The organism is Paraburkholderia phenazinium (genome assembly GCF_900142845.1).
GTDB lineage: Bacteria > Pseudomonadota > Gammaproteobacteria > Burkholderiales > Burkholderiaceae > Paraburkholderia > Paraburkholderia phenazinium_A.
In genome coordinates, this window is record NZ_FSRU01000002.1 from 409971 (window position 1) to 433630 (window position 23660).

At 64.2% G+C, this 23660-nt stretch carries 20 protein-coding genes and 2 tRNA genes; 8 read left to right on the plus strand and 14 right to left on the minus strand.

Annotated elements, in window-relative coordinates; translation table 11 throughout:
* Positions 1 to 6: 6 nt before the first annotated feature.
* Positions 7 to 1224: a low temperature requirement protein A gene (locus BUS12_RS18895; RefSeq protein WP_074298206.1), complete on the minus strand. Its 1218-nt coding sequence runs from the start codon at positions 1222 to 1224 to the stop codon at positions 7 to 9.
* 105 nt (positions 1225 to 1329) lie between these two features.
* Complete coding sequence (locus BUS12_RS38820; protein ID WP_171991680.1) at positions 1330 to 1503, minus strand: hypothetical protein; 174 nt, start codon at positions 1501 to 1503, stop codon at positions 1330 to 1332.
* 204 nt (positions 1504 to 1707) lie between these two features.
* Here BUS12_RS38820 and BUS12_RS18900 point away from each other — a divergent pair, with 204 nt between their 5' ends.
* Complete coding sequence (locus BUS12_RS18900; protein ID WP_074298208.1) at positions 1708 to 1935, plus strand: hypothetical protein; 228 nt, start codon at positions 1708 to 1710, stop codon at positions 1933 to 1935.
* Positions 1936 to 1954: 19 nt separating this feature from the next.
* Here BUS12_RS18900 and hfq read toward each other — a convergent pair whose 3' ends face one another.
* A complete protein-coding gene (hfq, locus tag BUS12_RS18905; RefSeq protein ID WP_074298209.1) occupies positions 1955 to 2449 on the minus strand; it encodes an RNA chaperone Hfq in 495 nt (164 codons plus the stop codon).
* A 408-nt stretch (positions 2450 to 2857) separates the two neighbouring features.
* On the opposite strand from hfq, the gene BUS12_RS38825 reads away from it, so the two are divergent.
* The 6 genes from BUS12_RS38825 to BUS12_RS39120 all read left to right on the plus strand — a co-directional run bounded on the left by BUS12_RS38825 (position 2858) and on the right by BUS12_RS39120 (position 6970).
* Complete coding sequence (locus BUS12_RS38825; RefSeq protein WP_171991681.1) at positions 2858 to 3004, plus strand: hypothetical protein; 147 nt, start codon at positions 2858 to 2860, stop codon at positions 3002 to 3004.
* A gap of 24 nt (positions 3005 to 3028) precedes the next feature.
* Entirely contained in the window at positions 3029 to 3547 is a 519-nt protein-coding gene (locus BUS12_RS18910) for a sigma-70 family RNA polymerase sigma factor (protein ID WP_074298211.1), read from the plus strand.
* Positions 3547 to 4344 carry an anti-sigma factor family protein gene (locus tag BUS12_RS18915; protein WP_074298213.1) on the plus strand — a complete coding sequence of 266 codons (798 nt, stop codon included), beginning with the start codon at positions 3547 to 3549 and terminating at the stop codon, positions 4342 to 4344. The genes BUS12_RS18910 and BUS12_RS18915 overlap by 1 nt, the downstream gene beginning before the upstream one ends.
* 254 nt (positions 4345 to 4598) lie before the next feature.
* Entirely contained in the window at positions 4599 to 5078 is a 480-nt protein-coding gene (locus BUS12_RS18920; protein ID WP_074298215.1) for a hypothetical protein, read from the plus strand.
* A 55-nt stretch (positions 5079 to 5133) separates the two neighbouring features.
* Entirely contained in the window at positions 5134 to 6711 is a 1578-nt protein-coding gene (locus tag BUS12_RS18925) for an FAD-binding oxidoreductase (RefSeq protein WP_074298217.1), read from the plus strand.
* A gap of 70 nt (positions 6712 to 6781) precedes the next feature.
* Positions 6782 to 6970, plus strand: coding sequence for a hypothetical protein (locus BUS12_RS39120; protein ID WP_074298219.1), 189 nt, complete (start codon positions 6782 to 6784; stop codon positions 6968 to 6970).
* A 300-nt stretch (positions 6971 to 7270) separates the two neighbouring features.
* Here the strand turns inward: BUS12_RS39120 and BUS12_RS18935 are convergent, their stop codons facing one another.
* From BUS12_RS18935 to BUS12_RS18975, 9 genes are all read right to left on the minus strand, one after another.
* Positions 7271 to 8314: a DUF1571 domain-containing protein gene (locus BUS12_RS18935; RefSeq protein WP_074298221.1), complete on the minus strand. Its 1044-nt coding sequence runs from the start codon at positions 8312 to 8314 to the stop codon at positions 7271 to 7273.
* Between the two features lie 78 nt (positions 8315 to 8392).
* Entirely contained in the window at positions 8393 to 10162 is a 1770-nt protein-coding gene (locus tag BUS12_RS18940) for an AMP-binding protein (RefSeq protein ID WP_074298223.1), read from the minus strand.
* 93 nt (positions 10163 to 10255) lie between these two features.
* Positions 10256 to 11557 (minus strand): acetyl-CoA C-acetyltransferase, encoded by a 1302-nt coding sequence (locus tag BUS12_RS18945; protein WP_074298225.1) that lies wholly within the window; start codon positions 11555 to 11557, stop codon positions 10256 to 10258.
* A gap of 102 nt (positions 11558 to 11659) precedes the next feature.
* Entirely contained in the window at positions 11660 to 12595 is a 936-nt protein-coding gene (locus tag BUS12_RS18950; RefSeq protein ID WP_437123875.1) for a MaoC/PaaZ C-terminal domain-containing protein, read from the minus strand.
* A 2-nt stretch (positions 12596 to 12597) separates the two neighbouring features.
* Positions 12598 to 14049 (minus strand): 3-oxoacyl-ACP reductase, encoded by a 1452-nt coding sequence (locus tag BUS12_RS18955; protein WP_074298228.1) that lies wholly within the window; start codon positions 14047 to 14049, stop codon positions 12598 to 12600.
* Positions 14050 to 14183: 134 nt separating this feature from the next.
* Positions 14184 to 16682 (minus strand): acyl-CoA dehydrogenase, encoded by a 2499-nt coding sequence (locus tag BUS12_RS18960; protein ID WP_074298230.1) that lies wholly within the window; start codon positions 16680 to 16682, stop codon positions 14184 to 14186.
* Positions 16683 to 16825: 143 nt separating this feature from the next.
* Complete coding sequence (locus BUS12_RS18965) at positions 16826 to 17686, minus strand: TetR/AcrR family transcriptional regulator (RefSeq protein ID WP_074298232.1); 861 nt, start codon at positions 17684 to 17686, stop codon at positions 16826 to 16828.
* Positions 17687 to 17992: 306 nt separating this feature from the next.
* Complete coding sequence (locus tag BUS12_RS18970) at positions 17993 to 19210, minus strand: MFS transporter (protein ID WP_074298234.1); 1218 nt, start codon at positions 19208 to 19210, stop codon at positions 17993 to 17995.
* A gap of 246 nt (positions 19211 to 19456) precedes the next feature.
* Positions 19457 to 21106 (minus strand): hypothetical protein, encoded by a 1650-nt coding sequence (locus tag BUS12_RS18975; RefSeq protein ID WP_143788401.1) that lies wholly within the window; start codon positions 21104 to 21106, stop codon positions 19457 to 19459.
* Positions 21107 to 21494: 388 nt separating this feature from the next.
* Between BUS12_RS18975 and BUS12_RS18980 the strand changes: the two genes are divergently transcribed.
* Positions 21495 to 22865, plus strand: coding sequence for a chloride channel protein (locus tag BUS12_RS18980; RefSeq protein WP_083640517.1), 1371 nt, complete (start codon positions 21495 to 21497; stop codon positions 22863 to 22865).
* 209 nt (positions 22866 to 23074) lie between these two features.
* Here BUS12_RS18980 and BUS12_RS18985 read toward each other — a convergent pair.
* Positions 23075 to 23161: transfer RNA gene (locus BUS12_RS18985), tRNA-Leu, on the minus strand.
* 224 nt (positions 23162 to 23385) lie between these two features.
* Positions 23386 to 23472, minus strand: a tRNA-Leu gene (locus BUS12_RS18990).
* Positions 23473 to 23660 lie beyond the last annotated feature (188 nt).

Consider the following 23660-nt stretch of genomic DNA (forward strand, 5'->3'; position numbering starts at 1 on the left):
GTTCGGCTACTCCGCGCCGAGCGGTCCCTCGGCTTGCGCCGACCTGCGCCGCGAGACGCTTTCCCACGCGGCCACCACGATCATCACGACGGTGGTGAGGCCGCCCGTCATCAGCAGATCGGTGTGGAACGCGAACGGCGCGACGAGCGCGAGGAGTCCAAGCCCGATCCAGTGCGACAGCGGAAACCAGCCGTAGACGACGCGCTTGTACAGTCCATTGCCCGCGATGTAGATCGCCGGACCGCCGAGCAGCAGCCAGGCCGTCGGCCAGTCGATGTGCTCGGGCGGATGCAGGATCACGAGATCGTCGGCGGCCGCCGACACGATCACGCCGGCCACCAGGATCACGTGCACGTAGTGGAAATACGCCGCCATCAGACCAGGCTCGCGGGCGCGCGCGATAGCGCGGCTGCCGGCGCTGCTGCTGGTGTCGAAGTAGACCCACCACATGGCGACGCTGCCGGCAAAACAGACCAGAAACGCAATGATCGACGGCGCGCTCCACGTGCCCAGATCCGAGAGCGTGCCGCCCGTCACGACCACCGACTCGCCGAGCCCGAGGATCACGAAGGCCTGACAGCGTTCGGCGATATGGCCGCCCTCGGTGCTGCGCCAGTCGGCGGCGCCCGAGCGGCCGAGCACGGGCAACGGGAAGCCGAACATCGGCGAAATGTACTCGCACAGCACCGCCACGCTCCAGCAGGCGAAGCGCGGCAGCCCGTCCAGCAGGCCGCCCGCGATCCACGCGATGCCCGAGATTGCGAGCCATCCGCAGATGCGGCGAAAGTTTGCAGTAAGCGCATGATGGCGGCCGAGAAACCCCAGCACCACGAGGCTGCGGCCCACCTGGATCGCCACGTAACTGATCGCAAAGACGAGCCCGCGCTCGCCATAGGCAAGCGGCAGGCTCGCGGCCATTACCATGCCGATCACCATCACGCCGAACAGCAATAGCCGCACCTGGATGCGCTCGGGGTTGAACCAGTTCGTCACCCAGCAGGTGTACTGCCAGCCGAGCCAGACCGCGAACCAGAGCACCAGCGTCTCCAGCGCTCCGAATGCAGTCAGGTTGTGCACCAGTCGATGCGAGAGTTGCGTAACCGCAAACGCGTAGATCAGGTCGAAGAACAGTTCGACGTTGGTGACACGGGCTTCGTGTCCGTCGCGTTCGCGCAGGTAGCGCGCAGAGGTGGGGGCGAGCGGGCGGGGGGTGTCGCTGGGCATGCTGTCGTTCCTTCTGGCGGGAGCGGGCAGGGGTCGGCGTGCCTGCTACGGTCAAGCTACGTCACACCGCGTGGTGTGACGTAGCGTGTCGTTCAGGTAATGCGTCTACGGATGTTTCTTTTCTTTGGCGGGCGAGCGCGGCGCCTTGTCGGGATGCGGCCGTTCGGTCGGATCGACGGCGATCGGGTCGCTGGCGGGGAAGGTTTCGTCGAGGGCCTCGTCGAGACGGTCTTCGGCCGTTTCACCGGGGGGCGGCGCGTGGGGCTTCGGCTTGGTCATGGGGTCCTCCGCATAGGGTATCGAGCAGTCAGGATAGCGCAATCCTGCCGCCGCTCGCACCCCTGCCTGCGCGCATGCCGCGCCGAGCCACACGACGCCACAAAATTCCTTGAAATTGACGGTGATTGACTCGTCTTGGGTGTGTCGCGGGAGATGGCCTGTACGGGCCGCCGCCGGGCGGCAACGAGACGAGGTGGCGCAGCTATGGAATCGAACGGGTCGCGGCAGGCGCAACGCTTTAACGCGTCACACGTCGTGGAGGCGGAACTGGAACATCTTGACTGGGCCACGCGGCAACCGATGGTCCGCATGTTCAGCGCCGACTACTGGCGGCGCCGCGTGCTGGCGGTGAAAGCCGCCTACGAACTGACGCACCAGCAGGGGGTGCGTATCGAACAGATCCTGCAGCGGCTGGGCGACCCGGTGGAGTAGCCCGCCGCGCTTCCAGGCCTTATTCGTGGCCGTTGTTGTTGCCGCCGCCGTTACCGTGGCCATTCCCGTCGCCATTGCCATTGCCGGTGCCGAACAGGCGCCGGCGGCGCGTGACGACCACCGGACCGTCCGACGGCGTGCGCTCGGATGACGGCGTACGTTCGGCAGGCGGCTGGGCGCCGTACGACTCGCGCGGTTCACGGGGTTCACGCGGCTCGCGATGCTCACGCGGTTCGCGCGAACCATGCGGGCCCCGCGTGGTGTGTTCGCCGTGCGACGGCCGGCCGGCGCGCGGCGCGGGCCGGGTGCCGGTATCCAGCTGGACGGTGGAGATGGCGCGCTTGTAGATGCCTTGCAAGCCGACCGGCGTGCGCAGCATCACCAGGTATTGATCGAACGACTCGATGCATCCCGTCAGGCGAATGCCATTGACAAGATAGATTTCGACGCGCTTTCGTTCTTTGCGCGCTGCGTTCATGAAGTCGTTTTGCGGATGCGATTCTGCGGATGCCATGGACAAGTCAGGTAAGAAGGACAGTTGCTCGCCGCGATTCTACCCTTTTCGGGGAAAAGCGCGCGGGGGGGAGCGATGTGGGTCCACTATAACGGCTTGCGCGCCTGGAAGCATCTGATAACTGGCCCTCGTAACGTTGAGTTACGAATCTGGCTAGGGATCTGGCCGACAAATGCTGACCGTTCAGCGCCGGGGTCAGAGATATCTGTAAGGGCGCGGAATAAAACCTCTCCTGGGTACGTTTATCCCTTATAGCAGCGCACATATCGTGGGCTGCAATTCGGCTTCGCACTGTCTGGCGGCCCACGTTGGGCGAGCTGCCGGACACGCAGGCTGCGACGGCTTGCTGCGCCCGCTGCGCGGCAATACGCCACGCCGGCGACGCCGAGCGCCTCCAGGAGACATTCTATGAAATTATTCCGTATTTTTTCGACTGCATGCATGCTCGTGGCGCTCGGTTTGGCGTCACTCGCCGTCACCGGCTGCACCTCGCCCGGCGACTCCGGTTCCAGCAACAGCAGCACCGGCTCGACCAGCAGCACCGGCGGTTACTGACCGCCCGCGCGTCGCGTTCGCCGCGTGAAGTTCGAAGCGGAAGTGATTTCATGGCTCCCGCAGTTGCGTCGCTATGCGCGCGCACTGACGGGCGATTCCGCATGGGCGGACGATCTGGTGCAGGACACCGCGGAGCGCGCCTTGGCGCGCTGGGCCGCGTTTCGTCCTAACAGCAATCTGCGGGCGTGGCTGCTGACGATTCTGCGCCATCTCTACATCGACCAGCTGCGGGCCCGCCGCGAGATCGCGGTTGACGAAGAGAGCGCACCGTGGCGCAATCTGGAAGCGCCGCCGGGAGAAGTCGACGGCCTCGTGCTGCGCGATCTGCAACGGGCGTTGTACTGCCTGCCGCTCGAGCAGCGCGAAGTGCTGCTGCTCGTTTGCGTGGAGGAGCTGACTTATCAGGAAGCATCGGTTGCGCTCAGCGTGCCGGTCGGCACGGTGATGTCGCGTTTGTCGCGTGCGCGCGAGCACATGCGTGTGCTTCTGATCGAAGGGCCGACGCGCAAATCCGCGCCGCTCAAAGTAGTGAGAAATCCGTGATGAGCCACAACGACCACGATCCCGCTGTGCCCAAGCCGCCTGACCCGGAGGCGCTGTCGGCGTTCGTCGACCGCGAGTTGCCGGACGAGGCGGACGCCGTCGTGCTCGAGCATCTCGCGCGCGATCCGCAGGCCGCCGCGCAGGTGGCGGCGTGGCGCGCGCAGAAGGCGGCGCTCAAGGCCTTGTGCGGAGCGCCGCTCGCTCACGAGCCGTCGTTCATCGTGTTGCGTGCGCCGGTGCCATGGTGGCGGCGTGCCGGCCTCGCCGCGTGCTGGCTCGTTGCCGGCGCGGGTCTCGCGCTGGTGTTAGGGCCGCTCGCGCCGCGCCTCTCGGGCGGCTTGATCGGCCATGATCCGATGGGCCTCGCGCAACGCGCCGACATCGCCTACGCCGTCTATACGCCGGAGCAGCGCCATCCGGTCGAGGTTGCCGCGAGCGAGGAACAACATCTGATTACCTGGTTGTCCAAACGCCTGAACCGGCCGCTCTCGGTGCCGTCGTTGCAGGAGTACGGCTATTCGCTGGTGGGCGGACGTCTGCTGCCGGGCGAAGCGGGGCCGGCGGCGCAGTTCATGTACGAGAATCCCACGGGTTCGCGGCTCACGCTCTACGTGACCGGCATTCCCGACGACGAAACCGCCTTCCGTCTGTTTCGCGACGGCAATCGCCGCACCTTCTACTGGGTCAGCGATCACATGGGCTATGCGTTATCCGGGCCGATCTCGGAGGGCAAGCTGCGCACGATGGCCATTGACGTGTGCAGCGCGCTCGGCGGCAAGCCGGAGTCCTGGCAGTAGGTCCCCGTCAGCGTGCTGCCCGGATTCTGCCGGGTATGTCGCGCGCTGAAACATGCTGTAACGCACACGCGTCGTGTGACTGACGCGCAGCCGGAATAGTGCGGTGCGGCGCCTCGTTTAGATAGTGCGGGTCCGTGCTGCTGCTGCGTTTTCACGCAGACGGCGGAGCGGACGGATGCGAGGCAAACGATGGGGTCTTCACGGTGACAACCGCGTGGGCGGTTGCGACGCCGGACCGTCGGGCGAGACGAATCATGCGTAATATCAAAGGGCGCTGCACCGTACTATGCCTGTGTCTGGCGTGTGCGGCGCCGGTGGCGGCGCAGTCCGCCGCGGACAGCGTGGCGAATGCCGCGCCGCCGTGCCAGACGATCGCGGGTGAGGCCGAGATCGACGGCACGATGCAGCAGATCACAGGCCTCGCGTGCCAGCAACCGGACGGCACCTGGCAGATCGTGCAGGGCGCCGACAATACCGTGGCGCTGTATCCGGCGCCGGTCTATCCGTACTACGATCCATGGTATTGGGGCGGTGTCGTTTCAGTCGGATTCGGCGGGACGTTTGTTTTCGTCGACCGCTTTCATCATCGCTATCCGATCGGTTATGTGCATTTCAGCCGTGCGTCGTACGGCGCGCGGGTGCGCACGGGCGGCTGGCACGGGGGTGCCGGCACCTGGCAGGGCAGCGGCGGAATGCATGGCGGCTGGGGCGGTGGGGGCGGGATGCATCGTTGAGCGCGGCCGCACTCCGGGTGGCCGTCCCCCGGCCGTCGCAGTCAAAGGAGTCGCCTTGACACGTATCTTGCCGCCGAACGTTTCGCAAGCGCAGTTCGACCGGGCGCTCGCCGCATGGAGCGCGGTGCTGGGCGAGCAGCATGTGGTGTCGTCCGGGTCCGAACTGGCCTCGTATCGCGATCCGTTTGCGCCGGGCCAGGCCGCGGCGTTCGCCGCGTCCGCCGCGCTGCGGCCGGACTCGGTCGAGGCTATCCGCGCCGTGTTGCGCATCGCCACGCAGTACCGCATGCCGCTCTGGACCGTTTCCACTGGCCGCAACTTTGCGTACGGCGGCGCCGCGCCGCGGCTGACGGGTTCCGTCGTGCTCGATCTGCAGCGGATGAACCGCATTCTTGAGGTGAACGAAACGCTGGCTTACGCCCTCGTCGAACCCGGCGTCAGTTACTTCGACCTGTATGCGTACCTGCGCAACAACGGTCATCGCTTGTGGGTCGATCCGCCGGCGGCCGGTTGGGGCAGCGTGATCGGCAATACGCTGGAGCGCGGTTTCGGCTATACGTCCTATGGCGATCATGCGGCCAGCCAGTGCGGCATGGAAGTGGTGCTGGCCAATGGCGAGGTCGTGCGCACGGGGATGGGGGCGATCGAGATCGGCACGTCATGGCAGGCGTTTCAGCCGGGCTACGGCCCGTCGTTCGATGCGATGTTCATGCAGTCGAACTACGGCGTGGTCACGAAGATGGGCGTGTGGCTGATGCCTGCGCCGCCGGCGTATCTGCTCGGCGAAATCCAGTTTCGCCGCGAGGAGGATCTGGAAGCGATCGTCGAGATTCTGCGGCCGCTGCGGCTGGACGAAACCATCCGCAACAATGCCGTGATCGAGGGTGGCTTGCGCCGCGCGGCAGGCCTGACGCCGCGGGCGCAATGGTACGAGGGGACGGGACCGATGCCGGAGCCGGCGATCGAGGCGATGCTGAAGAAGCTCGAAGTGGGGCGGTGGAATCTGCATTTCGCGCTATACGGTACGCCCGAATTGATCGACGCGCGTTACGCGATCGTGCAACAGGCGTTCGCGCGGGTGCCGCAGGCGAAGCTGCTCGCGCGTCTCTATCGCGGCGACGAGCAGCCCGCCGGCGGCGGCGATCGCAACATGGCCGGCATTCCCGCCATGAGCGCCTTCCGGATGCTCGACTGGCGCGGCGGCGCGGGCGCGCACGTCGATTTTTCGCCGGTGTGTCCGGCGACCGGGCGCGATGCGATGCGCCAGTACACGATGGCGAAGGCCCGCGCCGCCGAATACGGCTTCGATTACTACGGCGGCTTCACGGCCGGCACGCGCCATCTGAATCATATCTTTGCGGCCATTTTCGATCGCGACAACGCCGGGCAGGCGGAGCTGGCTGGCGATCTGCTGCGCGCGCTGATGAGCGATGCGCGTGCGGCCGGTTACGGCGAATATCGGGCGCATCTGGCGTATATGGATTTCGCGGCCGCGCAGTACAGTTTCAACGACGGTGCGTTGCTGCGCTTGTCGGAGACGATCAAGGATGCGCTCGACCCGGCCGGCATCCTGTCGCCGGGTAAACAGGGCGTGTGGCCGGCAGCGTGGCGCGATCGGCGCGGTTATACGTGACGGGGCGTGGTGTGTTGCGATGGACGGCGATGATGTTCTGACTTGCGATTGAGAGAACCGAAAACAGCCCATGGACAGACGCGCTTTTATCATGACCGGTGCGTGGCTTTCGGCGGCGACCGGCGCGTTGCCGTGGACGACGCAGACGCAGACACAGACGCAGACGCACGCCGCCGTGACGCGCAATACGATGGCGCTGGTGGACACGAGCCTCGCATCGGCACGCGCGTTCTCTCACGATGCCGCGCGCAGGGGATAGCCGTCTTCGAAATCGACCACGACGCCGGCAACGACATCGGCACGCTCTGGTACACGACCCTGGCGCCGCGCCTCGCTGCGGCACCCGGTCTCGTGATTGGCGTCGTGCGTGCGTCCGATTACTTTGTGCTTGGAGAACTCGCGTTGCGTTCAACGGGCCTGGTCGAACACCGCTGCGAACGATGCGCGGGCCGGCGCACGCCAGTGGCATTCCTGCTTGGACCTGCCACGAAGGCGACGCGCGGGACCCGCGGGTCCCGCGTCATACGATGCACGTCCGGGGCCTGAAGAACAACGTCGCTCAGAACTTGTACGCCGGATTCTTCGGATCGAAGGTCGCATCGTCGAGGGTCTTCGGCGTGACGCTTTCGAACACGATCTTCTCGAAGATCTTGCCGTCGTTCGCGTACGATTCGACCGTGCGGAAATACGGATGGCGCAGATCGAGCCCGAGCGTTTCCTTCTTCGCGTAGAACTGCGGCTGGCCGATCGGCGTTTCGTACGTGAAGGTGACGACCCGCACGCCTTCGATGGTCTGCACGGCGATCTGCGTCGAGCGCGGCACGCCGGCTTCGACGTACTTCTTGCCCTCGGCGAGATACTGGTTGGCGATGTAGCCGGTGCCGAGGTCGCGCACCTGGTGGTTCGACTGTGCGCGGGCCAGCGCGCCGGTCGTCGAGGTCCAGATGGGCACGACGCCGAGCAGGCCGCCGAGGTGCCCGTACATTTCGTCGGTTCGTCTGGATTCGTCGTAGATGATTTCCTGGCCGGCGTGCGCGCCATCCGGCAGCCATCTGGCGTAGATGCGCAGCGGATCGTGGGCGATGCGCACCAGCATGTGATCGGGCTTGTCCGGCCACTCGCCCTTGATGCGTTCCCAGCGCAACATCCTGAACTCATACGAGGGATAGCCGTTCGGCCCTTCCTGAATATAGCGCGGCAGCGTAAGCGGATCGAGCGACTGGAAGAGAGCCGTGAGCTGCGCATCGTCGAGTTTCTCGAGCACGCCGCTTTGCTGCGCTTGCCGTAGCCAATGCACCTGCTGGTCGAGCGTCAGCTTGCCCGCCTGCGCCGGTGGCGTGGACGGCGCCTGCACGGCGCTGGCGGCCTCGGTGTCGGCTGCGGGGTTTGCCGCGGGGTTTGCCGCTACGTCTGCAGCAGAGACCACACTGGCCGGCTGCGAGCCGGCTTGCGCGAATGCGACCGCCGACGCACAGGCGAGGACCGTGCCCGCGAGCCACGGCCGCAACAGGTTCAGGTTGCCAAAGCGCATCGGGCGCATTGAGCGCTTCAAGCGCACGAAGGCCGGCGCAGCTTGCGAACGCGTGAACAGACGATGCTTCATTCATTGCCCTCCAGATCCAGAATCGGCGGAACCGACCGCACTGTCGCCGTTCGACGGGTGCTCGATAGGTGCTGCTTGTCAGGCAGGCTTTTGTTTGGCGAGTTCCTCGTCGCGCAGCGCACGCCGCAGAATTTTTCCGACGTTGGTTTGCGGCAGCTCGTCGCGGAACTCGACCACCTTCGGCACCTTGTAGCCGGTCAGATTCTTGCGGCAGTGTTCGATGACCTGCTCGGCGGTGAGCGCCGGATTGCGCGAGACGACGAACACCTTGACGCGTTCGCCCTGCGCGACATCGGGAATGCCGATGGCCGCCACCTCGCGCACGTCGGGGTGCATGGCGATCACGTCTTCGATCTCGTTCGGGTAGACGTTGAAGCCCGACACCAGAATCATGTCCTTCTTGCGGTCGATAAGCCGCATGAAGCCGCGCGAATCCATTACGCCGATGTCGCCGGTGGCGAGCCAGCCGTCCTCGTCGAAGACCTTGGCGGTTTCGTCGGGACGGTTCCAGTAGCCCTTCATCACCTGCGGACCCTTGACGCACAATTCGCCCGGCTCGCCGATATTGGCGCAGCTACCGTCGTCCTTCCTGAAGCGCACCTGGGTGGAAGGCGCGGGCAGGCCGATCGAGCCTTCGAAATCGCGCATGTTTTTCAGGTCGACCGGATTCATCGACACGATCGGCGAGCACTCCGTGAGCCCATACCCTTCGATAATCGGCTGTCCGGTGACGGCCTTGAAGCGTTCGGCGACGGCCTTCTGCGTGGCCATGCCGCCGGCCATCGCGAGTTTCAGGTCCGAGAAGTCGCGCTTCCTGAACTCTTCGTTTTCGAGGAACGCGTTGTAGAGCGTGTTGACCGCCGTGATGCCGGTGAATTTCTCGTGACGGATGATCATCATCACGCGCTTTGTGTCGCGCGGATTGGCGATCAGGATGTTGCGCCCACCCAGTCCCATGAAGATCATCGCATTCACAGTGAGCGAATAGATGTGATAAAGCGGCAACGGCGTGAGCACGGTTTCGATGTCGCCGGTCAGTTGCCCCTGCGACCACACCTTGGCCTGCAGCAGGTTGGCGATGATGTTCTGGTGCGTGAGCATCGCACCCTTGGCGACGCCGGTGGTGCCGCCCGTGTATTGCAGGAACGCGAGGTCGCCATGCGTCAGGCGCACTGGCGTCAGCGGCCGGTTGTACCCGGTGGCGAGCGCATCGAGCAGACGCACGGCCTTCGGCAAATGATACTTCGGCACCATCTTTTTCACGTGCCGCAGCACGAAATTGAGCATCCGTCCTTTCAGGTTCAGCCCGTCGGCGAGCAGGTCGCCGAGACCGGTGACGATCACGTTCTGCACGCGCGTGCCCGGCAACGCATCTTCGACGGTCTTCGCGAAGTTCTCGAACACGATGATGGTCTGCGCACCGCTGTCCTTCAACTGGTGCGCGAGTTCGCGCACCGTGTAGAGCGGGTTCACGTTGACCACCACCGCGCCGGCTTTCAGGATGCCGAACAATGCAACCGGATACTGGAACGTATTCGGCAGCATGATGGCGACGCGCTCGCCCGGTTTGACACCGATGCTCTGCAGATACGCCGCGAAGGCGGTGGCCTTGCGCGCCAGCTCGCCATAGGTCAGGTTGGCGCCGACGCTCACATAGGCGACCCGCTCGCGGAACTGTGCAGTGCATTCGTCGAAGAACTGCACGATCGACTCGTACTGCCGCACGTCGATTTCGTGCGGCACGTCAGGCGGATACGAGGCGTACCAGATGCCGTCGGTGTTCGGCGCACGCGGCGCCGGTTTGGCTTCGACGGATGGAATCGGCGCCGATTGGGTAGGCTGGTTCATTGCATGTCTCCTGAAGCGCAACGCTTCGTCTGTGTCTGTTTATATGCTGCTGTATCGATGCTGCGATGACGCATAAAAAATACCGCTGGCGCGCTAGCGCTCAAGTATCGCGACGACCCCCTGGCCGCCCGCGGCGCAAATCGAAATCAGGCCGCGCGCGGTGCCGGCGGGTTTGTCGAGTTGCGCCAGCATCTTCGCGAGACCGGCGACGATCCGTCCGCCGGTCGCGGCAAACGGATGCCCGGTGGCGAGCGAACTGCCGTTGACATTCAGTTTTGCACGATCGATGGCGCCGAGCGGACCCGCAAGGCCAAGTTGCGTGCGGCAATACTCGTCGTCCTGCCAGGCGGTGAGCGTGCACAGCACCTGGGCCGCGAACGCCTCGTGAATTTCGTAAAGATCGAAGTCCTGCAGGGTCAGGCCGGCACGCGCCAGCATGCGCGGCACGGCGTAGGCCGGCGCCATCAGCAGGCCTTCTTTCCTGTCGAAGAAATCGACCGCGGCCGTTTCCGACCAGGTGAGGTACGCGAGCACCGGCAGACCATGAGCGGCGGCCCACGCCTCGCTGGCGAGCAGGACGGCTGAGGCGCCGTCGGTGAGCGGCGTGGAATTGCCGGCGGTCAGCGTGCCGGCGTCGCGGTCGAATACGGGCTTCAGGCCCGCGAGCTTCTCCAGCGTCAGGTCGGCGCGCAGGTTGTTGTCGCGCGCGAGGCCGCGGTATGGCGTCATCAGGTCGTTGAGGAAGCCGCGTGTGTAGGCATCGGCGAGCTTGCGATGGCTTTCGTAGGCCAGTTCGTCCTGGGCTTCGCGCGCGATTGCCCAGCGCTTGGCCATCAGTTCGCAGTGTTCGCCCATCGACAGGCCGGTGCGCGGTTCGCCGTTGCGCGGCAACAGCGGCTTGAAGAACATGCCCGGCCGCAGCTTGGTCAGCGCGCCGACGCGCTGGCCGGCGGTCTTGCCGCGATTCGCTTCGAGCAGGATCTTGCGCATCCGCTCGTTGACGCCGATCGGCGCGTCCGAGGTCGTATCGACGCCGCCTGCGATGCCCGCTTCGGTCTGCCCGAGGGCGATCTTGTTGGCTACCAGAATGGCCGCTTCGAGACCGGTGCCGCAGGCCTGCTGCACGTCGTAGGCGGGGGTTTCTTTCGCGAGGGTGGTCGAGAGCACGGATTCGCGCGTGAGGTTGAAGTCGCGCGAATGCTTGATGACCGCGCCCGCCGCCACTTCGCCGAGACGCTCGCCGTGCAGGTTGAAGCGGTCGATCAAGCCCTGCAGCGTGAAGGTCAGCATGTCCTGATTCGACGCGTTCGCGTAGGCCGTGTTCGAACGCGCAAACGGAATCCGGTTGCCGCCGATGATGGCGACGCGCCGCACAGCGGGAAGCGGGTGGGACATGCGTGACTCCTTTGAGGGCGAGGCGGGTTGAGGGTGGGTGCTTTGGCGTCGTGCGTTACGGGATGAACGGAGGCGCGCGCCAGCTCGTGAAGGGGCGTGGGTTCATAGCGTGGTCCACTGAAACCGGCCGCGCAAATGCGGTTTGTCGCCGGCCGCGTCGCGCACTTCGAGTTCGCGCGTGGTCGTCGCGGCGATCGCTGCCGCGGCCGTTGCGGGGATGTTGGTCCATAACGACGCGTCGCCGGGCAGCAGCATCGGCAGCTTGAACTCGGCGCTGATTACCGCTTCGGCGAGCGGCTTGGGCGGTTGCAGCGCGGCGGCCGCGCGTGCGAGGGTCCACATGCCGTGGGCAATCGCGCGCGGAAAGCCGAACGCCTTGGCGGACAGTGTCGTCAGGTGAATCGGGTTGTAGTCGCCGGACGCGTGTGCGTAGTCGCGCCCGAGTTGCGCGGGAAGCTGCCAGCGCGCCACGCGCTGCAACGCGCCGCGTTCGATTTCGAGCGCGGCCAGCGGGTCGCCCACCGGCGCGGCGCCGCGCTTCAGATACACGCTGTCGCCGTCCCATACGGCTTCGCCGCGTCGATACAGGCGCGTGTGCAGCACGAACGCCTGGCCCTTGTCATGACGCAGCAAGGCGCCGAATTCGACCTCGACGCGCAGCACTTCGTTGTACGCGAGCGGGCGTCGCATGCGCACATGATTGGCGAGGTGCACGAGGCCGAGCGCGGGCCACGGGAAGGCGGGGTCGGTCAGCATCAGCAGATGCAGCGGGAAGGCGAGCAGATGCGGAAAGGTCAGCGGCACGCCGTGCTCCGGGATAAAGCCGCAGACGCGCGCGTAGCGTTCGATGGCCGCGGGTTCGAGCGGCGCCGCGGGACGCACGAGGCGCAGCGCGGGCAACTGCGAGGGGCGGCCGCGCTTGATCACGCCGGACAAGGCGCGCGCATACAGCCTGGCGGGCGCGGGCAACTGTTCGACCACCACGGTGCGGGGGCGCGCCGCGCCGTAGGCTTGACCGATGCCGGAGGGCTCGCCCATGCTCATGCTCCGATCAGGCTTTGGCCGCACACGCGCACCACCTGGCCGGTGATGCCCGCGCAACCGGGATGCGCGAGCCATGCGATGGTCTGGGCTACATCCGCCGGCTGGCCGCCCTGGCTCATCGAATTCATGCGGCGGCCGGCTTCGCGGATCGCCAGCGGAATCTTCGCGGTCATCTGGGTTTCGATGAACCCCGGTGCGACGGCGTTAATCGTAATGCGCCGTGCGGCGAGCTGCGCCGCCATGCTTTGCACGCGGCCGATCACGCCGGCCTTCGAGGCCGCATAGTTGGTCTGGCCCAGGTTGCCGGCGATGCCGCTGATCGACGATACGCAGACGATGCGGCCACCGTCGCGCAGCGTGCCGGCGGCGAGCAAGGCCTCGTCGAGGCGTTCCTGCGCGGACAGGTTGATGTCGATCACGCTGTGCCACGCGGCCTCGGTCATGCGCGCGATGGTCTTGTCTTTGGTGATGCCCGCGTTGTGCACGACAATGTCGACACCGAGTTCGTCGAGTGCGGCGGCGATTTGCGCGGGCGTTTCGGGCGCGGCGATATCGAAGGCGAGGGCGGTGCCGGCGAGCGGCCGGATCGTCGTCTCTAACGCTTCGCGGGCGGATGGGATATCGATGCCGATCACATGCGCGCCTTCGGCGGCGAGCGCGTTGGCGATGGCCGCGCCGATGCCGCGTGCCGCGCCTGTGACGACGGCGCGTTTGCCGGCGAGCGGTTGGGACCAGTTGAGGGTGGTTGTGCCAGAGGCAGCAACTGCACCGGCGCCGGCGGTGGCATCCGGGTCCGCATGACCATGCGCGCCAATCCGCACCGCCTGCCCCGAGACATAAGCCGAACGCGGCGACAGAAAGAAGCGCAATGTCGCTTCGGCCTCGTCTTCGGCACCTTGCGCGACATACACCAGATTGGCCGTGATCCCGCGCCGCGCTTCCTTGCCTAGCGAGCGCGTCAGTCCTTCGAGCGCCCGTTGCGCGGTCCATTGCCGCGGACTCGCGCAGGCCTCGGGCGGCCTCCCCAATACAACAATTCGCCCGCACTTGCCGAGCGAGCGCAGCGTGTCGTGGAAGAACGCGAACAGGCTATCGAGCTGGCTGCTGTCTTCGATGCCGCTCGCGTCGAAGATCAGCGCGGCGAGCCGTCCGTGCGGCCCGGCGTCGGCCGGCTCGAAGCGGCCTGTCATCAGAGCGTGGCGCGCGGCGAGCGGTATCCACAGGCCGGCGCTTTCATGTGCGACGCTAGTGAAGCCGCTGCGTGCGATCACACCCGCCAGCGCATCGAGCAGATGCGGCTCGCGCCCCGCACCGATCGCGACGAGCCCGTCGAACTCGGGCTGATCCGCGCGATAGCGGCGCAATACCTCGGGCTTCGGCAAGCCGATCGAATGCGCGAGGCGCGCGCCGAACGGCGAGTTGACGAAGTTCAGGTAGGTGTCTTTCATCGTCGGTTGCTCCGCTGGCCGGTCGGGGTTGCGTCGTAGGGTTTCAGGGGTGCATCAAAGGGTGCATCAGGGGCGTCTCAAGGGTTTGCCTCAGTATGCACGGCGGCCTTGCCTCAGTGTGCACGGCGCGACACTCAGGCCGCAAGCTGCATCGCTTTTTCGAGCGCCTCCTTGCGCTGTTGCAGATCCTCGAGCATGCCGAAGTCGGGCGCGAAGTCGTCGACCTTCACCACCTCGGCGCCATAGCGCGCATAGTCGTCGAGCACCTGGCGCTCGTCGGCGTCGATCAGGCCCTGCTGTTGCGCTTGCTCCGTCCACGCGGCGAGGTGCGCGAGGCTTTGCGGCATCGGTGTGAGCAAGCCTTGCTTGACCGCCTCGCGCAGTTTCTGGTCGATCGCATTGATGCGCGGATTGAGCGCGAACAGCAGTTCGCCGTAGCCGAGCGGATCGACGTCCGGGTGCGGCACATACGAATCGGACACGAGCCGCTCGCGCGCGGCGCCCGGCGTTTGCATCAACTCGGCAATCGCGCCGCCGAGGTGGTCCGACGGCGCGCGATGCGGCAGGCCGAACGGAAACGCCAGCACCCGCACGAGACCCGCCGCTAGCCGGTTCGGATAGTTGACGAGCACGCCGTCGATGGCTTCCTGCGCCTGATGCAACGCATCCTCGACACCCCAGCGCACGAGCGGCAGATCGCTTTCCTGACGGCCTTCGTCCTCGAAGCGCTTGAGCGTCGCGGAGATCAGGTAGAGCTGCGACAGCACGTCGCCGAGGCGCGCGGAAATCCGCTCGCGCCGTTTCAGATCGCCGCCCAGCACGAACATCGAGACATCGGCGAGCAGCGCGAACACGGTGGAGATGCGTGTCGCCGCGCGGTAGTACGGCAGGAGCGGCGCATAGGCGCGCTGCGGTTGGCGGATGAAGGCGCCGGCCGTGATGCCGTAGACGAAACTGCGCACCACGTTCGACAGCGTAAAGCTGACATGGCCGAAGAACGCCTCGTCGAAATCGCGCAGGGCTTTGCCGCGATCGGCTTCGCGCGTCGCGGCCATTTCCTTCAGCACATACGGATGGCAACGGATCGCCCCCTGGCCGAAGATGATCAGGCAGCGCGTCAGAATGTTGGCGCCTTCGACGGTGATCGCAATCGGCACCTGTTGATAAGCGCGCGCGAGGAAGTTCGACGGGCCCATGCAGATGCCCTTGCCGGCGGCGACATCCATGCCGTCGTTGATGACCTTGCGGGCCCGCTCGGTGATGTGATACTTCGCGATCGCGGAGATCACCGAGGGCTTTTCGCCAAGGTCGACCGCATGCGCGGAGAGCCGCCGCGCCGCGTCCATCACGTACAGGTTGCCGCCCATGCGGCCAAGCGCTTCCTGCACGCCTTCGAACTTGCCGACGGCGGTGCGGAACTGGCGCCGCACGGCGGCATACGCGCCGGTGCCGCGCACGGCGATCTTCGCCATGCCCACGTTCGACGACGGCAGCGAAATAGCCCGGCCGGCAGCGAGACACTCCATCAGCATGCGCCAGCCGTTGCCCACTTGCGCGCGTCCGCCGATCACCCAGTCGAGCGGGATGAACACGTCCTTGCCCGAATTCGGACCGTTCTGGAACACCGCGTTGAGCGGCCAGTGACGGCGGCCGATGTTCACGCCGGGGTGCGAGGTGGGAATCAGTGCGCAGGTAATGCCGGGCTCGTCCGCGGAGCCGAGCAGATGATCGGGATCGAGCGCGCGAAACGCGAGGCCTAGCACGGTCGCAATCGGTCCCAGCGTGATGTAGCGCTTGTCCCACGTCACGCGAAAGCCGAGCGTCTCGCGGCCTTCGAAGCTGCCCTGGCAGACGATGCCGACATCGGGAATCGCCGCGGCATCCGAGCCGGCATAGGGGCTCGTCAGCGCGAAGCAGGGGATCTCCACGCCGCGCGCGAGACGCGGCAGATAGTAGTTCTTCTGTTCTTCGGTGCCGTAGTGCATCAGCAACTCGGCCGGGCCGAGCGAGTTCGGCACCATCACCGAGACCGCCGCCGCCGAGCAGCGCGTGGCGAGCTTCATGATGACCTGCGAATGCGCGTAGGCGGAGAACTGCTTGCCGCCATACTGCTTCGGAATGATCATGCCGAGGAAGCCGCGCTCCTTGATGTATTGCCAGGTCTTCGGCGAGAGGTCTTGCCATACGGCGGTGGTTTCCCAGTCGTTGGCGAGATCGCACAGGTGCTGGCATTCGACATCGAGAAACGACTGTTCTTCCGCCGTGAGCCTGGCGGGACCGTGCCCGAGCAACGTGTCCCAATGCGGACGTCCCGAGAATAAGGCGGCGTCCCACCAGACCGTGCCGGCTTCGATGGCATCGCGCTCGGTCGGCGACATCTCAGGCAGGATCTTGCGGAAGATTTCGAGCACGGGCCTGGCGAGCCACGCGCGGCGCAGCGGCCTAAGCGTCAGAACCAGCGCAGGCAATACAAGGACGATAGCGAGGAGGGCGGTGGCGAGCGGTCCTGCCGCGCCGCTCAGATGCGCGGCCGCGACCCAGACGATCAGGAAGGCGAGCCACCATGAGGCGCGAGCCTGAACGTAGACGAGCGCCGCAGCGGCGATGATCAGCACTAAGAAGAACCACGACATAACCCTTCCTCCTGTTTTCATGGTGCGTGCGGACGCTTCCGCTGGATGCGGAAGGCTCGCCTTGATTGTTTGACAGCACGTGCGGTGCCAGGTGCACCGCGGTGCCTGGGTGGCAACCTCTAAGCCACCCAGGCACGCCCGGTTCAGGCTGCGCCGTGTGCGAGGTGCCGCAAGGGCACCGAGCCGCTGCCGATACCGCCGTGACGCTCCGGTTCGTGCGACTGAACGTTGGACGCCGCGGCGCTCGCCTCGGCGCCGGACAGGCCGCCGCAAGCACTGTCCTGACCGTCGGCCGTACCGTCGGTGGCGTCGCCCAGCACGGCCGCGAAAGCGGCCAACTGGTTGGCGTCGGGCAGCGGCGCCTTGAGCGCTGCCACCATCAGCGACGCAAGCCGTGCGATCAGTTGCAGATCGTTCATCGACTTGCCCTGCGAGAACTCCGTGATGAGGCTGTCGGTGTCCGTGCCGGCCAGTACGCCGGACAGCGCGCCGATGGCGAAGTGCAGACGCCAGCCGAGTTCGTCGCGCGGCAGATGCGGCAGCGCGCGCTGGAACGCATCGAAGAAGCGCTCGGCCACCAGTGCGTAGTGCCCGTTCAGGAAGTCGCGAATGAACGACGACGGATCGGTGTAAGCGCGCCCGAGCAGTCGCAGGAACGCTTTGCCGCCCACCCGCGGGTCGCGCGAGAGGCGCAACGCCGGAATGAACATCGCGCCGAGCACGTGTTCGCAGGTGAGCCGCGGGCCGAGCATCGCATCGAAGCGATCGAGCAGCTTGACCCGTTCCTGGTTGAGATGATCGAGGCGGCGCGCGAGCATCGCGTGAATCAGCGCTTCCTTACTGCCGAAGTGATAGTTGACCGCTGCGAGATTGACCTCGGCACGCGAGGTGATCTGGCGCAACGACATGGCCTCATAGCCGCATTCGATAAAAAGCGCTTCTGCGGCGTCGAGGATGCGTGACTTCGTGTCGCCGGTATGCCGGCCTGTCGTGCGAACTGCCATGTTGCGTCTCCCAATTGCCGGTCACCCGGCCGCAAACAAGCGATTCAAATGCGCATTTGAAACGCGCGTTTTTTTCAGGATAAGAAGAATCTGGATCATCGGGCAAGGGCTCTGTGTGGACTGACTCCTCTAAAAAGGCACCGCTGCATTGCATCAAAACATTTCGGGCGCCGAATAAAAAAGGCCGTTCCGATCGAAATCGGAACGGCCTCGTCATTACTGCCTGGCGTGGCGGCCTGTGGCCGCCTGTATGTATTTCGTACTGCTCGCGTTCGTGCTGCGGGGTTGAATCCGCGTCAGGCCGCTTTAAACCGCGGCGACCTCTTTGGCAGATTGTGTCATATCTATGCCTCGACGTTCACGACTAAACGGAATCAGTACCGCAATTACCACGGCCACGATGCCGATGACCACCGCCATCACCATCGCATAGTTGTTGCCGTGCTGCTCGGCGAGGCCTGCTTGCAGCGGCGCGTTGACCGAGGCGAACAGGTTGCCGAGCTGGTACACGAGGCCCGGGAACGTGGCGCGGATTTCATCCGGCGAGATTTCGTTCAGATGCACCGGGATCACACCCCATGCGCCTTGCACCGAGATCTGCATCAGGAAGGCGCCCACTGCGAGCAGCACCGGCGTGGTCGAAAAGGCCCACACCGGCAGCACCGGCAGGGCGATCAGCGCAGCGATAAAGATGGCGCGCTTGCGGCCGATCTTCTCCGACAGGAAGCCGAAGAACAGCCCGCCGCAGATGGCGCCGATATTCAGCACGATGGAAATCAGCGAGACCGTATGCGCATCGAAGTGATGCTGTTCGCGCAGGAAGGTGGGGTACAGGTCCTGCGAGCCGTGCGAGAAGAAATTGAACGCGGTCATCAGGACGATCGCGTAGATCGACAATGTGACGTTCTTCTTCAGCGTGGCCAGCAGCCCCGGCCGTGCGCGCTTTTCCAGTGTCTTGAATGCCGGCGACTCAGGCACATGCGCGCGCACATAGAGGACCAGCAGCGCGGGCAGCACGCCGACCATGAACATGCCGCGCCAGCCGATGTACTGGTACAGCACCCCGAATACCACCGAGGCGAGCAGATAGCCGCTTGGATAGCCGGCTTGCAGCAGACCGGAGACGATGCCGCGCGATTTGGCCGGCACGGTTTCCATGGTCAGTGCGCCGCCGACACCCCATTCGCCGCCCATGGCGATACCGAACAACGCGCGCAGCACGAGCAGGGTGGTGAGGTTAGGCGAGAAACCCGATAACAGTTCGAGCAGCGAATAGCACGCGATGTTGACCATCAGCGTGGGGCGGCGGCCGAATTTATCGGCGAGCCAGCCAAAAATGAGCGCGCCGACCGGGCGCATCATGAGACTCAACGTGATCCCAAAGGCGACGGTCTTCACGTCGGTACCGAATTCGCTCGCGATATCTTTCAATATGAACACCATTAGAAAGAAATCGAATGCGTCCAGTGTCCATCCCAGGTACGCCGCAATCGTGACGTTTTTCTGTTCCCGAGTCCAACTCATGTGTTTTTTCTCCAAGTCTCCGAACAACCCGTGCCTTACGGCGGGCCGCTTTGCGACCCGCACGCCCCGTGGAGCGGGCTTCGGGGGAGTGTACGCCGACCGTTAAGCGTCTGCATGCTTGAAATGCGCTTTCTCAGTACATGTCCCTAAGTGCGGACGGCGCGGACGGCGAGATGGAGGACCGATTGTCGGCTATATGTAATGAATGCTGCGGAGGTGTTATTGAATTGTTTGTAAGGCGTAATGCTATTGTTTGGTGTCGATTTCGACACCCGACGCCGCCAGGTTCGCGACGATGGCATTCACATGGCTTCCCGATCGGGCGACACACACCACCTTGCCGATGCGATCGGCGTTGGCGGCGCTGTTGCAGACATAGAGCGTCTTGAAGTCGGGGAGAATCTCGAGAAAGGTGTAGCGGCTATCTCCGGTATCCGATTTTCGAACGTACACATCCGGCATGCCGAAATCGTTGCGCAGGTAATTCTCCAGCAGGACGGGGTAGTCCGGCTTGTTCCGGTTGTTCGCCACGAAGAAGTCATTGAGGCCGAGCGTGTCGAAGAATTTCTTGCCCGAATAGGCGGCCAGTTTGCCGGCTTCGGGCGAGGCAATGCTGATGCCGTCGATGGTGCCCAGTTCCTTGCCGATATCCGCGAAATCCGTATGGTCGACTCTGAGCATCTGCGCTTCCCGTTTGCCGGCAAACAGCAGGGTGGTATTGCCGATGGCCAGAAGCAGCCCGATCGAAAAGATCAGGATATGGGCACGTCTCGCAGGGACACCGGCTTTCACGATGAGGTCGAAGAAATGGACGATCGCAAACGAAAGCCCGATCAGCAAAGGCAGTTGAAAGCGGTAGGCAACGTCCATGATGGGCAGGACGGAACACAGATAGGCAAAGTAGACCGCACAGGCGCCGTAGACGGGGAGGTATTTCTTCGATTCCTGCAGGTCGAGCGCGATCATGGGAATCAGCGCCAGCAGGATCAACGGCAGCAAATAGCTGAGAAATCCCAGTTGGGAACCGAGGATGAAATTGTATTGCGACAGAGGCAGGCGCCCGAGCAACAGGTCGCTGAGCGCAAACTTCAGGCTGGCCGACAACGGCAATGCCGTGCCCGTAGCGATTTTCGCCAGAAATAACGAGAGGACCCCTGTCACGAGCGCGCCCATTAGCAACGCGAGCCCATTCCTGATCCGCAGGGTATTGCCTTCCGAATTGAGTGCGAAAGCAATGACGAATAGCGAAATGGGAAATAAAGGCAAATCCGGTCTGATCAATGCGGTGAATCCGGAGAATAAGCCGAGCCCAATGGCTTCCTTGAACGAGCCGCGACAAAACCGCAGCAGATAAATGGAAAGCGCCACGAAAAATAGTGTGATGGAGGTTTCAAGTCCATTCGCCGAGGTCCTCGTAAAATACGGGCTCGAAATGATCGGAATCAGGGCGCATACCGCCACCCAGCGGTTATTCCGGTTGAAGTTGCGCAGCGTCGCGGCGTACACCACCAGCAGCGTCAGGAGGGCGAAAATCAGACCCGTGTACGAATTGACGGCGATGACGTTGAAGCGGGTCAGGCGCGCCACCAGGGTGACCAGCGTGACCCAGGCGATTCCGGTGGTGCCCTGCACCGGCGCGGAGTCCCGGTTCCATTCGAACATGAAGCCATCGACGCCGTTCTGCGCATAGCGATGCATGATGTAGCTATCTTCGAAATCTGCCGGAAAAGGCATGAATGAGCAGGTCATCCAGAGATAGGTCATCAACGCCAGAAACAGCAGCGCATAACTCAAATGTTTCGGTTTCATTTTTAAATTTACGCTCTCTGTTTTGACCTGCGAAATTCGACCCGCGTGTCGAATGCCGTCCGGCGGAGGGGAAAAGCAGCACGCCATTGAATGGCTGACAATCTGCTTTCAAATCCAGTCTCTCGTGCGTTCTCTTCCGGTTCGAAGACCGTGCTGCACCACGCTAGTCGTGCTGCATGCAATTGTTACGGGGAAATCTAGCAGTACCGGAACGTCTACTATGTGCGTTGGGCAACGCGTATAAATCGCAGGCGATAAAAGGCTTTGATATAAGCAATTTGAAAGTAATTGGCGGAGAAAATGGCGGATATTGACTTGCTGGCGACATATCGTGGTCGAGGCTGCAAGCGCGGCCGTAGCAGGCGCGCCATATATGCAGCTAATGCATCAGTCGAGTCGAAAAATCAATTTGCCTCATGATGCTGTGCGCCATAACATGGCGTAATCCTGAAATTAGCCTCCATCGCCCGCCATCATGCCGCTCACCACGCCCACCCGATCGACTCCTCGCGAGCCCGTGACCTCCGAGCGTAGCCCGCTCACCGTGTTCATTGCCGTTACGCTGCTGACCGGCGTCGGCGCGGGTCTCGGCGGCATGCTGCTGGCGTTGTTGCTGCACTGGATCCAGCACGTCGCGTACGGCTACAGCATCGACCACGTCATCAGCAGCGAGAGCTTTCTGGACGGCGTGAGTGGCGCGTCACCCGAGCGGCGCGTGCTGGTGCTGGTGATCTGCGGGCTGGTCGCCGGTCTCGGCTGGTGGGCGCTGTATCGTTTTGGACGGCCGCTCGTCAGTATCAAGAAAGCGGTGAAGTCGGACGATCCGCGCATGCCCGTGGTCAGCACGGTTGTGCATGCGGTGCTGCAAATCGTGACGGTCGCGCTGGGCTCGCCGCTCGGCCGCGAAGTGGCGCCGCGCGAAATCGGCTCGGTGTGGGCCGGCTGGCTATCGCATCGCGCGGGGCTGTCCGCCGCCGAAAGCCGCATCATGGTGGCGTGCGGCGCCGGTGCGGGTCTCGCCGCGGTGTACAACGTACCGCTCGGCGGCGCGGTGTTCGTGCTCGAAGTGCTGCTGGGCACGTTCGGCTGGGCGGCGCTGGTGCCGGCGGTGGCGACCTCGGCGATTGCCGCGATCGTCGCGTGGATGGGTCTCGGCAACGAGCATCAATACACGGTCTCGCCGTTGATGCTGAGCACGCCACTGGTCGTGTGGTCGGCGTTGTGCGGTCCGGTTTTCGGCGTGGCGGCGTGGGGCTTCACGCAGTTGACCACACGCGCCCGGGCGCAGGCGCCGAAGGACTGGCGGCTGCCGGTTCTGGCGCTGCTCAATTTCGCCATCATCGGTGGACTCGCGATTGCGTTCCCGCAGTTGCTGGGCAACGGCAAGGGGCCGGCCGGTCTGTCGTTCAATAGCGAACTGACCATTGGACTTGCGGCGGTGCTGCTGGTGCTCAAGGTGGCCATCACGGCGGGCAGCCTGCGCGCGGGCGCCGAAGGCGGCCTGCTCACGCCGGGCATCGCCAACGGCGCGCTGCTCGCAATCGTGCTCGGTGGGGTGTGGAATCTGATCTGGCCGGGGACGTCGTCGGGCGCGTTTGCGGTTGTCGGCGCGGCGGCTTTTCTTGCCGCCTCGATGCAGATGCCGTTGACCGCCGTCGTGCTGATCGTCGAATTCACCCGCGTGAATCACGACTTCCTTATTCCGATTCTGTTTGCAGTGGCCGGTTCGGTGTCGACCTTCAAGTTGCTGGCGAAGGCGTGGGCCGCGCGCAGTGCGACGAGCGCGACGCCGGTGGCCAAGCCTGCGGGTGCGGCGCTGGCGCGAAATACCGTGGGGGGGAATTGAGGAGGAGGCGCGAGGAGGAGACGCGGAGGCACTGACTCGCGCGGGATCAATTTACGCAATATCAGCGCCATGCACTCGCTGCAGCACTGCAGCGACGGATGCAAGTACCCGGGAGTTTGGCTTGGACCAACCGGGCACGGACCGTAGAAAACAAAAAACCCCGCATGCTCATCGCCTTGCGGGGTGTTTCGTTTTTGCCTGAAGAGGGGTGGTGCCCAGGAGAGGACTCGAACCTCCACGATGTTGCCACCGCTAGGACCTGAACCTAGTGCGTCTACCAATTCCGCCACCTGGGCACGTCTTCAAGCTAGACCGCTATTTTAACGGGATGATTTAGCGTGTCAATGGGGACTTCAACAATCGCTTCATTAAACCGTTCGGATCTTCATGCATCGAATCGAGTTCGATATTGACTTCCCGCCCTGCCGATACTCCGCCATCTGTTCGAAACACGTTCGAACCCACAGCAGAGCCTTACATAAAAAGTAAAGCCGCTCGGAAGCGGCTTTACTTTTGAATCTGGTGCCCAAGAGAGGACTCGAACCTCCACAGTGTTGCCACCGCTAGGACCTGAACCTAGTGCGTCTACCAATTTCGCCACCTGGGCAGGTGTCTGTACAGCAGAGACCGCCATTATAGCGACAGATTCAGGCCTGTCAAGCATTTCGGGAAAGCCGCCAAAGGCGCGCCGATTGTGCCGCTGAGCGCCTGTTGACGCGGCGCGTGGCGCGCAATACGGGTGTTAGAATGCCTCGCAGTAGTTCGTTGGCACGGTGCACAAGCCCGTCGGACTCA